This is a genomic window from Pseudomonas sp. SDI (genome assembly GCF_003105155.1).
Lineage (GTDB): Bacteria > Pseudomonadota > Gammaproteobacteria > Pseudomonadales > Pseudomonadaceae > Aquipseudomonas.
On the sequence record NZ_QETK01000029.1, the window covers coordinates 32,571 to 46,606 of the forward strand.

The 14,036-nt window shown below is 66.4% G+C and carries 15 protein-coding genes; all 15 read right to left on the reverse strand.

The window, feature by feature from the left end; all coding sequences use genetic code 11:
• Positions 1–61 precede the first annotated feature (61 nt).
• The 15 genes from gspM to DCO48_RS18335 all read right to left on the reverse strand — a co-directional run bounded on the left by gspM (position 62) and on the right by DCO48_RS18335 (position 14,017).
• Positions 62–469, reverse strand: coding sequence for a type II secretion system protein GspM (gspM, locus tag DCO48_RS18265; RefSeq protein WP_116552007.1), 408 nt, complete (start codon positions 467–469; stop codon positions 62–64).
• Positions 466–1,527, reverse strand: a complete 1,062-nt coding sequence (gene gspL / locus DCO48_RS18270) for a type II secretion system protein GspL (RefSeq protein ID WP_116552008.1) — start codon at positions 1,525–1,527, stop codon at positions 466–468. The genes gspM and gspL overlap by 4 nt, the downstream gene beginning before the upstream one ends.
• Positions 1,524–2,342, reverse strand: a complete 819-nt coding sequence (locus DCO48_RS18275) for a general secretion pathway protein GspK (protein ID WP_165840797.1) — start codon at positions 2,340–2,342, stop codon at positions 1,524–1,526. The genes gspL and DCO48_RS18275 overlap by 4 nt, the downstream gene beginning before the upstream one ends.
• Positions 2,343–2,355: 13 nt before the next feature.
• A complete protein-coding gene (gene gspJ / locus DCO48_RS18280; RefSeq protein ID WP_116552010.1) occupies positions 2,356–2,925 on the reverse strand; it encodes a type II secretion system minor pseudopilin GspJ in 570 nt (189 codons plus the stop codon).
• A complete protein-coding gene (gspI, locus tag DCO48_RS18285; RefSeq protein WP_256584090.1) occupies positions 2,918–3,277 on the reverse strand; it encodes a type II secretion system minor pseudopilin GspI in 360 nt (119 codons plus the stop codon). Before gspI ends, gspJ begins: the two co-directional genes overlap by 8 nt.
• Positions 3,267–3,728 (reverse strand): prepilin-type N-terminal cleavage/methylation domain-containing protein, encoded by a 462-nt coding sequence (locus DCO48_RS18290; RefSeq protein WP_116552011.1) that lies wholly within the window; start codon positions 3,726–3,728, stop codon positions 3,267–3,269. The genes gspI and DCO48_RS18290 overlap by 11 nt, the downstream gene beginning before the upstream one ends.
• A gap of 2 nt (positions 3,729–3,730) precedes the next feature.
• A complete protein-coding gene (gene gspG, locus DCO48_RS18295; protein WP_116552012.1) occupies positions 3,731–4,180 on the reverse strand; it encodes a type II secretion system major pseudopilin GspG in 450 nt (149 codons plus the stop codon).
• A gap of 2 nt (positions 4,181–4,182) precedes the next feature.
• Positions 4,183–5,388, reverse strand: coding sequence for a type II secretion system inner membrane protein GspF (gspF, locus tag DCO48_RS18300; protein ID WP_116552032.1), 1,206 nt, complete (start codon positions 5,386–5,388; stop codon positions 4,183–4,185).
• Positions 5,389–5,390: 2 nt separating this feature from the next.
• The gene (gspE, locus tag DCO48_RS18305; protein ID WP_116552013.1) at positions 5,391–6,848 is read right to left on the reverse strand and encodes a type II secretion system ATPase GspE; all 1,458 of its coding nucleotides are present in this window, start codon (positions 6,846–6,848) and stop codon (positions 5,391–5,393) included.
• Positions 6,845–8,680: a type II secretion system secretin GspD gene (gspD, locus tag DCO48_RS18310; RefSeq protein ID WP_116552014.1), complete on the reverse strand. Its 1,836-nt coding sequence runs from the start codon at positions 8,678–8,680 to the stop codon at positions 6,845–6,847. Before gspD ends, gspE begins: the two co-directional genes overlap by 4 nt.
• Complete coding sequence (locus tag DCO48_RS18315) at positions 8,677–9,123, reverse strand: hypothetical protein (protein ID WP_116552015.1); 447 nt, start codon at positions 9,121–9,123, stop codon at positions 8,677–8,679. Before DCO48_RS18315 ends, gspD begins: the two co-directional genes overlap by 4 nt.
• The gene (locus DCO48_RS18320) at positions 9,120–9,632 is read right to left on the reverse strand and encodes a cytochrome b (protein ID WP_116552016.1); all 513 of its coding nucleotides are present in this window, start codon (positions 9,630–9,632) and stop codon (positions 9,120–9,122) included. Before DCO48_RS18320 ends, DCO48_RS18315 begins: the two co-directional genes overlap by 4 nt.
• 76 nt (positions 9,633–9,708) lie before the next feature.
• A complete protein-coding gene (gene gbpA / locus DCO48_RS18325) occupies positions 9,709–11,184 on the reverse strand; it encodes an N-acetylglucosamine-binding protein GbpA (RefSeq protein ID WP_256584092.1) in 1,476 nt (491 codons plus the stop codon).
• 197 nt (positions 11,185–11,381) lie between these two features.
• Entirely contained in the window at positions 11,382–12,446 is a 1,065-nt protein-coding gene (gene hemE, locus DCO48_RS18330) for a uroporphyrinogen decarboxylase (RefSeq protein ID WP_116552017.1), read from the reverse strand.
• A gap of 152 nt (positions 12,447–12,598) precedes the next feature.
• Complete coding sequence (locus tag DCO48_RS18335) at positions 12,599–14,017, reverse strand: FAD-dependent oxidoreductase (RefSeq protein WP_116552018.1); 1,419 nt, start codon at positions 14,015–14,017, stop codon at positions 12,599–12,601.
• Positions 14,018–14,036 lie beyond the last annotated feature (19 nt).

A 14,036-nucleotide genomic window follows, 5' to 3' on the forward strand; every position in this document is an offset into this window, starting at 1 on the left:
AGGCTCCAGTGCAGTAGTTGATGGCGCTACGATAACCAGGCCAACTGAACTGAAGCTTAAATCAGCCCGCCGGCACCTCCAGCACCGCCTGCACACGCAACTGCCCGTCGATCCGCTCCAGGGTCAGGCTACTGAAGCGCCCGCCCTCGACCTCGCGCGCCTGCAACCAGCCCAGCAGGACCTGCGCCGGCCCCTGCACCGCCACCTGCAGCTGACCCTCGCCCAGTTCAAAGCCCAGCACCTTCAGCCCCGCCGCCCGCGCACTGGCGCTCAAGCGCGCCGGCGACCGTTCGACCTGCGCCGGCAAGCCCCCTGGTTGCGCCCCCAGCAGTGCCCCAGCCAGCACCAGCGCCCGCGCATGCGCCTGCTGCGCGCGCTCCAGCCGGCCCAGGCCAGGTTGCCAGAGTACCTGCCAGAGCAGCACGGCCAGCAGCGCCCCGGCCAACCCCAGACGCCATTGCTGGCTCATGCCTCGTCCTCCCACAGCAACTGCGCCTGCACGCCCTCGGCGCCCATGTTCGCCTGCACCAGCGCCAACTGCGGGCGGCCCTGGCGCAAGCGTTCCAGGTCAGCCAGGTCCTCGGCCAGCAGTTCCAGCCGCCAGCCACCGCTGGCCTGCAGCTCGACCCGCTCCAGACGCAGGTTTCCGGTCGCGACAATCGCCTCGCTGATCACCGCCAGGCGCTGCAGACGGGTGTCCGGTGCAGCCTGCTGCTGCAGGCTAGCAAGCTGCGCGAACAGATCGTCATGGCGCCGCACGCCCGGATAGAGCGCCTCGAAGCGCTTGTCGTTGAGCACCTGCAGGGCACCGAGACGGGCGTTGACGCCGGCCGTGCGCAGTTCGTTGAAGCCACAGGCCAGGGCCAGCAACAGCAACGCGGTCAACACCGGGGCCTGCCAGGCCAATACCTTGCGCCGTCGGCGCAGTGCCCCCTGCAGCAGGTCGATGGCACCTGTGCGGCGCGTCGGCAGCGGTGCCTCGGGCAGCCACTGCAACGCCGCCAGCGAGGGTTTGAGCAACTCGGCGTCAGCCGCACTCAAGGCCAATCGCGGCGCCTGCCCGCCCCCCAACAGCCAGCGCCCGGCCTGCCATACCGCACAGGGTGCTTCAGCGGCCAGCAGGTCGGCATCGGCATGCACCGCCAGCGCCGACAGGCCATGCCCGGCAAGCAGCGTCAGCACGGCGGCGAAACGCTCGCGGTCAACGCTCAGGACCGCCCGACGCCGGTCATCCAGCGCCGCGCCGAAGGCCAGGTGCAGCGTCTCCAGCGGCTGCGCCAACTGCTCTTCCAGGGCAAACCCGAGCGCCTGCCGCGACGGCCAGCGGCCGAGCGCCGGGCACAGGTCCCAGCCGAGCATTTCCTGCGGCAGCACCAACACCATGGGCACGGCGCCGAGCGCCTGAGCCGCCTCATGCAGTGGTGCGGCAAGCGGCGTCTGGCTGTCGCTGCGCCAGCGCCAGGTCGGCCAGTCGCTGCCGGGCGCCGCCAGGCCATCGGGGAGCAGGTAAAGCCAGTGTTCGCTCATAACAGGTGATGTTCCTCAAACGGTGACAAGGTGCGCCGGACGACTCGCAGCGTCGGCGAACCCTCCTCGCGCTGCACCTCGCTGTACAGATAGAGCCGCTGCTCGCCCAACTGCACCTCGATGGTCAGGCGAAACCAGTTGCTGGCAACCGCCAGCCCCTGGCCGCTGAGCAGCAATTGCTGCGCCTGGGCTTGCGCGGTGAAGGCCTGCACGCTGGGGAAGCCGTGCTCCGGACGTTGCTGTAACAATTGCCGGGCGGCGGCTTCGTCGATGCCTTCAAGCATCGCCAGCAACGGCGCGCCGACGGTGTTGACGTTCAGCCCCTGCGTTACCGGCAGCAATGCAACCCTCGGCTGCAAACGCTTGAGCAGCGCCCGGTCGACCCCGGGCAAGACCCGCAACTGGTCCAGGCTGAGCAGACGCAGGCCCTGCCATTGCTCGGGCGCCAGGGCATCGATGGCCAGCGCCTTACGCAGGTTCTGCCAGCGCCGCAGGGTCGGCTGGTCGAGTTGTCCCTGGCGCGCGAGGGTGCGCAGGTTGAAGCGCCCGGCCAGGTCTTCGATAGCGATCCGCACCCGCGCCGGGGCAAGCTCAAGTAGCTGCGGCTGGGCCCAGGCCTGGCCCGCATGGGTCAGCGTTTCGCGGCGGCGCAGCCGGCCCAGTGCATGGCGCTCGGCAGCCTCGGCCAGTTGCCGCAACTGCATGGCCCGCAGCTGCTGGCCAAGGCTGTCCAGCGCCAGTTGGTGGCTGCGCAGCAGCGCCGAGACACTCACCAGGACCAGCGCCAGCACCAGCAACACGGTAATCAGGGCCATGCCCCGCTGCCGCCTAGGCATCCTCGGGTGCCTCGACCAGGGCGATCACCCGCCGCAGCTCGCTGAAGTCGCCTACCGACAGCAGCAGCTCCAGCGCTTGTGCGGTCTCGCCAGGGGCTTTGGGCTGCCGCGCCTGCCAACCCTGCGCACCAAGGTGGAAGCGCCAGCGCAGTTGCCGCACGTTGTGCAACACCGCCTGTGGCCGCCCCTCATGGCGCTCCAGGACGCGGCTGTAGCGCCACAGCGTACCGTCCTCCAGCCAGTACTCAACCTGGCGCAACGCGCTGCGCGGCGCATCGGCCAGGTTGCGCTCGGCGGCCCGCAACCATTGCAGGCGCGCGCCGTCGTGAGTGAACAGCGCGCCACTGCTGCCCGGTACGAACAGACCATGACGCACATCCCGCTCGATCAGCGCCACGGCGCGCTGCACGCTGCGCAACTGGCCAGCATGGGCGCTGCTGGCCGCCTGTGCACGTAACAACAGATCGAACAGGCGCCAGCTGGCCAGCGCCAGCAGGGCGAACAACGCCAGGGCCAGCAACAGCTCAAGCAAGGTGAAACCCTGCTGCCCGCGCCTACTCATCCAGCGGCCCCTGGCGCCAACTCAGCGTGCGGTGCAGGGCCTGCTGCTGACGCAGTAAACCGACACTGACTTCGATTGCTTCCAGGCCCTCGCCCGCCGGCCCCAGGCTTGTTTCGCGGATCCACCAGTCACGGCCGTCCATGCGGACTTGAGCGGCGGGCAGTCCGGCGACCAGCGCCCGTTCGCTGAGGTAGTTGTCGGCGACCCAGGCCGCAACCAGACGATCGCGCAACTGGCCCTGACGACCGAGCACATGGCCGCTGGCCGAGGCGACGGTGGCCGCCAGCAGGGCGAACACGGCCAGGGCGATCAGCACTTCGAGCAGGGTGAAGCCCTGTTGCCTAGTCCTCACTGCGCGGATCGTCCAAACCGTTGCCGACGACCTGCGCAAGGGGCTTGCCGTCACGGTTCAGGCGCAACCTGAACTCGCTGATCTCGTCGCTGCTCGACAGCAGCACCTGCGGCTCGCGACAGCGCGCCGGCAACTGCACGCCCTGCCCCTGCACAGACAGCTGCAGCACGCTGGCAGCGAGCAGCGCAGCGCCCTGCGGCTGCCAGCTGGCTCCGCCCCAACGCATCAACTGAACGGCGGCCGGGGAGACGCAGAGGCCATACTCACGGCCTTCACTGAGCGCCAGCTGGCGCCCGTGCTGAAGCAGTTCGAGCATCCCGGCCGCCTCCTGACGCGCTTCCCGCGCCGGGTCGCGGGTGCCCACCAAGCCGGTCATGGACACCGCCAGCGCCATCAGCGCGAGCACGATCAACAGTTCGAGCAAGGTGAACCCCGCGCAAGCCCGACGCATGCTCAGAGCGCCCAGTTGCCGAGGTCGGCAGCCACCCCGTCGCCACCGGGCTGGGCATCGGCGCCCAACGACCCGAGGTCGAAGCCCTGCGTACTCTTCACCCCAGGGCTACGGTACTGATAGCGCGTGCCCCAAGGGTCGCTCGGCACGGCTTTGAGATAACCCTGGGCGCTCCAGTTGCGCGGCAGCGGTGCCACCTGCGGCCGACGCACCAGCGCTTCAAGGCCCTGGGCCGTGCTCGGGTAACGGCCATTGTCGAGGCGGTAGATTTCCAGCGCGGTGGCAATCGACTGGATGTCGGTCCGCGCTGCAGTGACCTTGGCCTGGTCGGGGCGGCCCATGAGGTTGGGCAGCACCAGGGCACCCAGGACCCCCAGAATGACCACCACGATCATGATCTCGATCAGGGTAAAGCCGCCCTGGCGGCGTTTGCGGGATCGGCAGGCAGGCATGTTCAGTTCACCAATTGGTTGAGGTTGAGGATCGGCATGAGAATGGCCAGGACGATGAACAGCACCACGGCGCCCATCAGCACCAGCATCAACGGCTCGAACAGGCTGACGGCCAGGGCGATCCGCGCGGCGAGGAGTTTTTCCTGCAGTTCGGCGGCGCGCCCGAGCATCCGTTCCAGTTCGCCGGCGCGCTCGGCGCTGGCAATCATGTGCAACATCAGCGGCGGCAAGGTGGCGCTGCGTTCCAGGCTGCGGGCCAGGCTGTCGCCTTCGCTGAGCGCCTGCACGGCGCCTTCCAGGCGTGCGCGCAGCGCCAGGTTGACGACCACTGCGGCGGCAATGCGCAGGGCGTCCACCAGCGGCACGCCGCTACTGAGCAAAATGGCCAGGGTCCGAATGGCCCGTGCCGCTTCGCTACCGCGCAGTACCGCGCCAACGACCGGCAGGCGCAATTGCACGGCGTGCCAGCGCAGGCGCCGCGCCGGCTCGCGCAACAGCAGTGTCAGCACCAGCAGGCTTGAGCCAACGGCCGCCAGGCACAGCAACCCGTAACGGCGGACCGCCTCGCTCAGGGCCATCAGCACCTGGGTCATGGCGGGCAGCGCCTGGTGGTTCTGCACGAACACCTGCACGACATCCGGCACCACATAGCCGAGCAGGAAGGCAACGATTGCCATGGACGCCAGCATCAGGATCAACGGGTAGACCATCGCCAGGCGGATCCGCTGACGTGCCAGCTGCTGGTTTTCGCTGTGCTCGGCGAGGTTCTCGAAGGCCAGGCCAAGGTGACCGGAGCGCTCCGCAGCGGCCACCGTCGCGCAATACAGCGGCGGGAACGCCCGCGGAAAGTGCCCCAGTGCCTTGGCCAGGGTGTGCCCCTCGGCGATCCGCTGGGCGACGTCGAGCATCAGTTGCCGCACCGGCCGCGCCTCGCTTTGCGCGGCCACTGCGTGCAGCGCCTCGGCCAGCGGCATGCAGGCCTGTAGCAGGGTCGCCAGTTGCCGGGTCAGCAAGACCCGTTGACTGACACTCAGCGACGCCGGGGTTATCCACCCGCCAGGGTTCAGTGCAAACGCCGGGCGCAGCGCCAGCACCTGCAAGCCGCGGGCGCGCAACAGTTGCCGGGCATGCCGGGCATCGCGGGCCGTCTGAACACCGCGGCTGCGTTTGCCCTCAGCCGTTTGTGCACGGTAATGAAAACGCGGCAGGCTCATTCGGCCACCGTCACACGCAGCAGCTCTTCAACGCTGGTGCGGCCCTGCCGCAGCACCTCCAGGCCGTTATGAAACAGGCTGCTGGAATGCTCGCGAGCCAGGCCCAGCAGCTCGGTCGGGGCCGCCTGGGCATGGATGGCCTGGGCCAGCGCCGCCGTCACCGGGAGCATCTCGTAGATCGCCTGCCGGCCGTTATAACCCTGCCGGCAGTGCGCGCAACCACGCGCCGCGAAGACCCGCGCCGGCGCCGCCGGGCCCAGGCGCCCGGCCAGCGCCGATGACACCTCGACCTCGACCCGGCAATGCGGGCAAAGCACCCGCACCAAACGCTGCGCCAGCACCCCGGCCAGCGAGGCGGCGAGCAGACTGCGGTCGACCCCCATGTCAACCAGCCGCGCCACCGCCCCCAGCGCACTGTTGGTGTGCAGCGTCGACAGCACCAGGTGCCCGGTCAGCGAGGCCTGCACGGCAATCTGCGCGGTTTCGCGGTCGCGGATCTCGCCGACCATGACCACATCCGGGTCCTGCCGCAGGATGGCCCGCAGCCCGCGGGCGAAGGTCATCTCGACCTTGGGGTTGACCTGGGTCTGGCCAATGCCCGGCAGGTGGTACTCGATCGGGTCCTCGACGGTGAGGATGTTTCGCGAGCTGTCATTGAGCAGGGACAGCGCGGTATACAACGTGGTGGTCTTGCCCGAACCGGTCGGCCCGGTAACCAGGAAGATGCCGTGGGGTTTGTGCAGCACCTGCTCGAATGGTGCCTGCACGCCTGCCGGCATGCCCAGCGCCGTCAGGTCCAGGCGCACCGCCTGGCGGTCGAGCAGGCGCATCACCACCCGTTCGCCATGGGCCGAAGGCAGCGTCGAAACCCGCACGTCGACCTCGTGGCCAGCCAGCCGCACGCTCAGCCGGCCATCCTGCGGCACGCGCTTTTCGGCAATATCCAGCTGCGCCATGACCTTGATCCGCGACACCAGCAACATTGCCAGTTCGCGGCGCGGTCGCAGCACTTCGCGCAGTACCCCGTCGATGCGCAGGCGTACGCAAAGGTCCTGCTCAAAGGTTTCCAGATGAATGTCCGACGCCCGCGCATGCACCGCCTCGCTGAGCAGCGCATTGAGCAGGCGGATGATCGGCGCGTCGTCCTGCTGGTCGAGCAGGTCGCAGGTTTGCGGCAGTTCCTCGGCCAGACGCGACAGATCGAGTTGCTCGTCCAGGCCCTGCACCACCGCCCCGGCCTGCTCCTGCCCAGCGCTGTAGCAGGCGGCCAGGCGCGCGGCAAAAGCGGCCTCGTCGACCTGCTGCAAGGGCCAGCGCGCACCGACCACCCGGCGGGCTTCGGCCAGCGCCGCGAGGCTGGCCGAGGCTCGCATCAGCAGTGCCGGCGGCACGGCCTGCAGGTCGAGCAGCAGCCCATGACGGCGGGCGAAGGCGAACGGCAGCAGCTCGCTCATCGCGCTGGTTCGCTGGCCGACGGCACGAACAGGCTAGCCGGATCGCTGTCGATCCAGCCCTCGGGGCTGCCCCGGCGAATCGCGTCGAATGCCTGACGGCTTTGCTGTCCCAGCGCCTCGGCGCTACGCAGCACGGTCGGGCGCAGGAACACCATCAGGTTGGTCTTGACCTTGGTGTCGCTGCGCCAACGGAACAGCCCGCCGACCCAGGGCAGACGGCCGAGCAGCGGTACCGCGCTTTCTTCGCTGCGCACGCTGTCCTTGATCAGCCCGCCGAGCACGATGATCTGCCCGTCGTCGGCAAGGATGGTGCTCTTGAGCGAACGCTTGTTGGTGATGATGTCCTCGCTTTCGAGGCCGGGAATGATCTCCGAACTCTCCTGCTGCACCTCCAGACGCAGGTTGCTGCCTTCATTGATATGCGGCTTGATCTTCAGGCTGATACCGATGTCTCTGCGTTCGACGGTGGTAAACGGATTGTCCGCACCACCCCCCGAGGTGGTGTAGGAGCCGGTACGGAACGGTACGTTCTGCCCGACCAGGATCTCCGCCTCCTGGTTGTCCAGGGTCAGCAGGCTGGGGGTCGACAGCAGGTTGTTGCGCGTATTGTTGGCCAGCGCCGAAACCAGCGCGACAAAGCGGTCGGAACCCAGCGCCACGGCGGCACCGTTCCCGCCCCGACCGGCGGCGCCGGCGAGGAATTCGGGCAGCGCCAGGTCGGTGCCCGGGAAGTTGATCACCCCGAGCACGTCGCCACGGTTGATTCCCCACTGCACGCCGAGGGCTTCGTTGATGTCACCACTGACCTCGACGATCGCCGCCTGGATCAGCACCTGCGCCCGTGGCTTGTCGAGCTGCCCGACGATCTGTTCCATTGCCCGCAGGCGTTCCGGCTGGGCGACCAGCACAAGCGCGTTCTGACTCTCGTCGGCTTCGACCTTCGGCTTGCTGTCGCCGCCGGCCTTGCGGCTGTCGCCGGCCTGGTCGGGCTCATCGAGGCGCTTGCCGACCTCGCCCATGACCTTGGCCAGGTGCCCGGCATCGGCATGGTTCAGGCGCATCACCCGCCAGTTGCGCGCACTCGGCGCGGTCGGCGTATCGAACGAGCGCACCAGGCGCTCCAGGCGCGCGCGGACCTTGGCCGGGCCGAGGATCAGCACGCGGTTACCGGCCGGGTCGGCAAGCACCTTGTGCCCGGCATCCGCACGCCCGATGGCCGCCTCGACCAGCGGCACCAGTGCCTCGGCCTGGGCGTGGCGCAGGCTGACCAGGCTGTGATTGTGCTGCTCGCCGGCATCGAGCTGGTCGATCAGCTCGGCCAGGCGTCCGAGGTTGGCCACCGAGTCGGTGATCACCAGGGCATTGGCCGAGGCCGAGGGGCCGATGTAGCCATTGGCCGACACCAGTGGGCGCAGCAGCGCGGCGAGGTCGGCCGCGACACTGCTGCCTAGCTCGAACACCTGGGTGTCAAAGGCATCGGGGAGGTCGTAGACCTGCCGGTTGGCCCAGGTCTTGGCCTCATTGGCCGGCACCACGAGCAGGCGCTCACCGTCGTTCACCGCAGCGAAACCCTGTGCGTTAAGCACCGAGTAGAACAACCGGCGCACGCCCTCGCGGTCCAGTTGCTCGGCCGACAGCACGCTGATCTTGCCCTTCACACGCGGGTCGAGAATGATCGTTTGTTCAAGTATCTGCCCGACCTCACGAACCACTTCGCGCACATCGGCATCGTTCAGGGCCAGTTGCCAGCGCTGTTCTTCGGCCATCGCCGCAGTGATCGCAAGGCAGCACAGCGCGAGCGCCAGGCGCAGCCGGTTGGGAATACGGTTCATGAGCGGTTTCCACGGGTAGGGATCAACAGGGACGGGGTAATGGCCAGCGAGACGCGCTGTTCGTGACCGCGCTGCCAGAGCAGCGCCTGCCGTGCCTCGATACGGCGCACGACGCTGCCATCCGGCAAACGCTCGCCAACCCGGTAGAAACGCGCCTTGCCGGTGGCACCGATCAGCACGCGGGAGTCGCCCTCGCTGCCGAGGATCACCGCTTGCAGCGTCAACTGTTCGGCCGTGGCCAAGGCGCCGACGCTGGCCGAGGCGGCGAAGGCCAGCGCAATGGTGCCGGCATCGAAGGGCCGCGCCGGGGTCGCCACGGCGCTAGCTGGCAGCACCGGTTGCCGCTGATCGAGCTGGCGACGGTGGTCGAACTCGTCCCAGCCCATCCAGGCAGTGGCACACAGCACGACGCCGAGCCACGGCAACAGGCGCCGTGCGTTCACCGGAACACCGACATGCGTTTGAGCACTGGGCGGCCGGCCAGGGTATGCAGCAGCACGGCCCCGGCATGCAGCGCGACCAGCAAGGACAACACCACGCAGGCGCCGATATGCAAGCTACCCAGCCCGGCGCTTAACGGGCCGATGTCGAGCGGGGCCGGGAACTGCACCCAGCCAAAGACGTCGATCGGCTGCCTCATCATCAGCACACCGGTCAGCAGTACCAGCGCAGTGACGCCATACAGCAGAGCGTGGACGAGCTCGGCGAGCAGCGCCTGAGTGGCGTTGCCGGTGGCCAGTTTGTTCACCGGCCGGATCAGCCGCAGGACGCAGCGCAGCACAAAAAAGGGAATGAATACGGTTGTCAGGGCAACGTTGAAACGGGCCAGTTGTTCGTTGCGACCCAATACGTCCAGCCCCAGCAGGAAGCCACTGGCCAGCGTCCAGATGATGACCACCGCAGATAGCCAGTGCAGCACGATCTGGGCGGCACTGTAAGCCCGGGTATTCATGGGGGTGTCTCTTCAGAAAGTCAGGGAGAAACCAGCCCACGGGGGGGGCTGGTTTGTAAGCGTTGTCGCGACGCTGTCAGCGCTCGATCCAGGCCGTGCGCCAATCCGAACCAACGCCCGGCTCGAAGCCGTTGGCCGTTGGCGAGTACTGACGGCAGAAGCCTTCGTACGGGAATGGCTGGCACTCATAGACCTTGCCGTTTTTGACCTGTAGCACGCGCGTGCCGGCACGGTACTGGCCAATCTCTTCCGGGAAGCTGAAGTCGTAACCGCCGCTGTCGGCGGCGCTCAGCTGCACTTCCCGCTCGTCCTGCAGCACCGTGCGGCCCTGCTTGCTGGTACCGATCAGCTTGAGCAGGTGTTTACCGGCAGTGCCTTGCACGTTCAGCTGCAACGAGGTCGTGCCGGCATCCACGGCCTGCCCGGTGGTACCGACCTGCTTGTGTTCGCTGTCATACAGCGATGCGCGAACATCCAGCTGCTGGCTGGCAAGCACCTGGAAGTCCAGCGTGGCCTTGCCTTCGCTGAGTGGGTAATCGGGCTTGAGACCCTGGATCTGCAGGTAGGCTTCGTCGATCGGCTTGAGGTCGTAGGCCAGCTCGAAGCTGCTGATGCCGGAGGCCGGCTTGGCGAACAGGGTGTTGCTGCCCAGGTTGGGCATGATCTCGCCCTGGCTGTCACGCAGCCCGGCCTTGACCTGGGTCTGGGTCAGGTTGATCTGCTTGGCCAGCGCATAGGACCAGTTGGCCGGTTGCCCTTGCTCGGCCGAGGCGATCTTCAGCGTGGTGCTGAACCCTGGGTTTTCCACACCCGCGACGAACGCCCGAGCAGTGACCTGATCGCCGATGCTCAGTTCGCGCTGCGGCTGCACCCGCCCGACTTCGTCCCATTGTGGGCCAGGCTCTTCACCGCCATCGCCGATGGTCACATCGACGACGTTGTAGAACGCATTGGCGGTGTTGTCGACGGTCCAGATCGCATAGATCACATGGTCGCCACGGCGGTCGGCCGGCAGTTGGCAGTGGTGCAGTTCCTTGCCTGGGCCGCTGCTGCCCTCGGGTTTGTCGAACGGCGGCGTGGCGTTCCACTGCACGGTGCAGAACGGGCCCGGGTCGAACGCGGCACGGGTCAGCGGCAGGTTGGGGTTCCAGTCGCTGCGGGTGATGAAGTATTCCCAGCGCGTGGTGTTGTGACCGGCAGCGTAGTGCCAGCCGAAATCGATAGCACCCGACGCCACCTTGGTCTTGTACCAGCGGTTGGCGGCCTGCACGTCAAGCTGGGCAAAGGCATTGTTGCCACCGCTGGCAAGCTTGCCATCCGCCGGGCCGGCCGCCGGGAAACCCTTGACGGTTTCGCCGACGCTTTGCGGCTCATATTGCGCCGCGCCGCAATCGGCGCTGAGGTTCAGGCCCTTGGCGCAGGCGTAGGCACGCGAAGGTGGATTGGCCATGTAGCCATGGGCGGCAGCCACCGAGGAGTAAACAGACGAGAGCATGAAGACGGCGCAGGACAGCCCGCCCAGCACAGAGAGACCGACTTTTTTTGTTTCCATTTTTATTACGCTTCCTGAGGTCAAAGTCTTACAACTAGAAGATGCGCAAGATTATGGAAACTCTCTAAATGGCGAAGTCGGACCATTCTCCATATGGCGTAGGAACTTTCTCTAATATTGCCAGCAGGAACCGACACACCCCTGCAGAAAACAAAAAGCCCGGCATATGCCGGGCTTTTTGAAACGACTGGATACGTTTAACCGTGGTACTGCGCCGACAACTCGTGCACGGCATTGATGAACGCGCCGGCATGCGCAGGGTCGACCTCCGGGGTAATCCCGTGGCCGAGGTTGAACACATGCCCGGACCCCTTGCCATAACTGGCAAGGATGCGCCCGACTTCGGCGCGAATCGCTTCCGGTTTGGCGTAGAGCACGGTCGGGTCCATGTTGCCCTGCAGCGCCACTTTGTGGCCAACGCGCTGACGCGCCTCGCCGATATCGCAGGTCCAGTCCAGGCCCAGCGCGTCGGCACCGGCATCGGCGATGCTTTCCAGCCACAGGCCGCCGTTCTTGGTGAAGAGGATCACCGGCACCTTGCGCCCTTCGTGCTCGCGAATCAGGCCACTGACGATCTTGCGCATGTAGGCCAGGGAGAACTCCTGATAGGCCGCCGCCGACAGGTTGCCACCCCAGGTGTCGAAGATCTGCACCGCTTGCGCACCGGCCAGGATCTGCCCGTTGAGGTAGCTGATCACCGACTGCGCCAGCTTGTCGAGCAGCAGGTGCATGGCCTGCGGATTGTCATAGAGCATGGCCTTGGTTTTGCGGAAGTCTTTCGACGAGCCGCCTTCGACCATGTAGGTGGCCAGGGTCCACGGGCTACCCGAGAAACCGATCAGCGGCACCCGGCCGTTCAGTTCACGGCGGATGGTGCTGACCGCGTCCATCACGTAGCCGAGGTCTTTCTGCGGATCGGGAATCGGCAGCGCCTCGATGTCGGCCAGGGTGCTGACGACCTTCTTGAAACGCGGGCCTTCGCCGGTTTCGAAGTACAGGCCCTGGCCCATGGCGTCGGGGATGGTGAGGATGTCGGAGAAGAGGATCGCGGCGTCCAGCGGGTAACGGTCCAGCGGCTGCAGGGTGACTTCGCAGGCGAACTGCGGGTTCATGCACAGGCTCATGAAGTCACCGGCCTTGGCACGGCTGGCGCGGTATTCCGGCAGGTAGCGGCCGGCTTGGCGCATCATCCAGACAGGCGTGACGTCTACGGGTTGCTTGAGCAGTGCACGCAGGAAACGATCGTTCTTCAGGGCAGTCATGTCGGCATCCGGAAAAAAAGTGCGGGCATTTTCTCAGACACCAACAGAAAAGGCACGGTTAGAACCGTGCCTTTTGTCTATTGGGATGAGGTGGATCAATAGATTTTGCTAAACACAGGTTCCAAGGAGCGAGCTCATCCCACGATGCTTTTTCAGACGCCCAGGTAATCCAGAATCCCCTCGGCCGCATTACGCCCCTCGAAGATTGCCGTCACCACCAGGTCGGACCCGCGCACCATGTCGCCACCGGCGAAGATCTTCGGGTTGCTGGTCTGGTGCTTGTAGGCACCCTGCTCCGGCGCCACTACACGGCCCTGGCTGTCGGTCTGGATGCTGAACTGCTCGAACCACGGCGCCGGGCTCGGGCGGAAACCGAAGGCGATCACCACGGCGTCGGCCGGGATGATTTCCTCGGAACCGGGAATCGGCTCGGGGCTGCGCCGGCCACGGGCATCCGGCTCGCCGAGACGGGTCTCGACCACCTTCACGCCTTCGACCTTGTCCTCGCCGACAATCGCAATCGGCTGGCGGTTGTAGAGGAACTTGACCCCTTCTTCCTTGGCGTTCTTCACCTCTTTGCGCGAGCCCGGCATGTTCGCCTCGTCGCGCCGATAAGCACAGGTCACCGCTTTGGCGCCCTGGCGAATCGAGGTGCGGTTGCAGTCCATCGCGGTGTCGCCACCGCCGAGCACCACGACCTTCTTGCCTTTCATGTCGACGAAGTCTTCCGGCGACTTTTCAAAGCCCAGGTTACGGTTGACGTTGGCTACCAGGAAGTCCAGCGCATCATGCACGCCCGGCAGGTCTTCGCCCGGGAAACCGCCCTTCATGTAGGTGTAGGTGCCCATGCCCATGAACACTGCATCGAACTCTTCGAGCAGCTGTTCCATGCTGATGTCCTTGCCCACCTCGGTGTTCAGGCGGAACTCGATGCCCATGCCGCTGAAGACTTCGCGGCGATTGCTCAGCACGGTCTTTTCCAGCTTGAACTCGGGGATACCGAAGGTCAGCAGGCCACCAATTTCCGGGTTGCGGTCGAACACCACCGGGGTGACCCCGCCACGCACCAGCACGTCGGCACAGCCCAGGCCGGCCGGGCCGGCACCGATGATCGCGACACGCTTGCCGGTCGGCTTGACCTTGGACATGTCCGGGCGCCAGCCCATGGCGAAGGCGGTGTCGGTGATGTACTTCTCCACCGAACCGATGGTGACCGCGCCAAAGCCGTCGTTGAGGGTGCAGGCACCCTCGCACAGGCGGTCCTGCGGGCACACCCGGCCGCAGACTTCCGGCAGGGTGTTGGTCTGGTGCGACAGTTCCGCCGCCGCCAGGATGTTGCCCTCGGACACCAGCTTCAACCAGTTCGGAATGAAGTTGTGCACCGGGCACTTCCATTCGCAGTACGGGTTGCCGCAGCCCAGGCAGCGGTGGGCCTGCTCGGCCGACTGCTGGGGCTTGAACGGTTCGTAGATCTCGACGAACTCTTTTTTACGTTGGCGCAACAGCTTCTTTTTCGGATCCTTGCGACCGACCTCGATGAACTGGAAGTCATTACTCAGACGTTCAGCCATGTTCAAAACCTCTTAGCAG

What these genes read in the sequence shown, in the direction of transcription:
- gspM (WP_116552007.1), bottom strand. Translation starts at nt 469, where the DNA reads ATGAGCCAGCAATGGCGTCTGGGGTTGGCCGGGGCGCTGCTGGCCGTG.
- gspL (WP_116552008.1), bottom strand. Translation starts at nt 1,527, where the DNA reads ATGAGCGAACACTGGCTTTACCTGCTCCCCGATGGCCTGGCGGCGCCC.
- DCO48_RS18275 (WP_165840797.1), bottom strand. Translation starts at nt 2,342, where the DNA reads ATGGCCCTGATTACCGTGTTGCTGGTGCTGGCGCTGGTCCTGGTGAGT.
- gspJ (WP_116552010.1), bottom strand. Translation starts at nt 2,925, where the DNA reads ATGAGTAGGCGCGGGCAGCAGGGTTTCACCTTGCTTGAGCTGTTGCTG.
- DCO48_RS18290 (WP_116552011.1), bottom strand. Translation starts at nt 3,728, where the DNA reads ATGCGTCGGGCTTGCGCGGGGTTCACCTTGCTCGAACTGTTGATCGTG.
- gspG (WP_116552012.1), bottom strand. Translation starts at nt 4,180, where the DNA reads ATGCCTGCCTGCCGATCCCGCAAACGCCGCCAGGGCGGCTTTACCCTG.
- gspE (WP_116552013.1), bottom strand. Translation starts at nt 6,848, where the DNA reads ATGAGCGAGCTGCTGCCGTTCGCCTTCGCCCGCCGTCATGGGCTGCTG.
- gspD (WP_116552014.1), bottom strand. Translation starts at nt 8,680, where the DNA reads ATGAACCGTATTCCCAACCGGCTGCGCCTGGCGCTCGCGCTGTGCTGC.
- DCO48_RS18320 (WP_116552016.1), bottom strand. Translation starts at nt 9,632, where the DNA reads ATGAATACCCGGGCTTACAGTGCCGCCCAGATCGTGCTGCACTGGCTA.
- gbpA (WP_256584092.1), bottom strand. Translation starts at nt 11,184, where the DNA reads ATGGAAACAAAAAAAGTCGGTCTCTCTGTGCTGGGCGGGCTGTCCTGC.
- hemE (WP_116552017.1), bottom strand. Translation starts at nt 12,446, where the DNA reads ATGACTGCCCTGAAGAACGATCGTTTCCTGCGTGCACTGCTCAAGCAA.
- DCO48_RS18335 (WP_116552018.1), bottom strand. Translation starts at nt 14,017, where the DNA reads ATGGCTGAACGTCTGAGTAATGACTTCCAGTTCATCGAGGTCGGTCGC.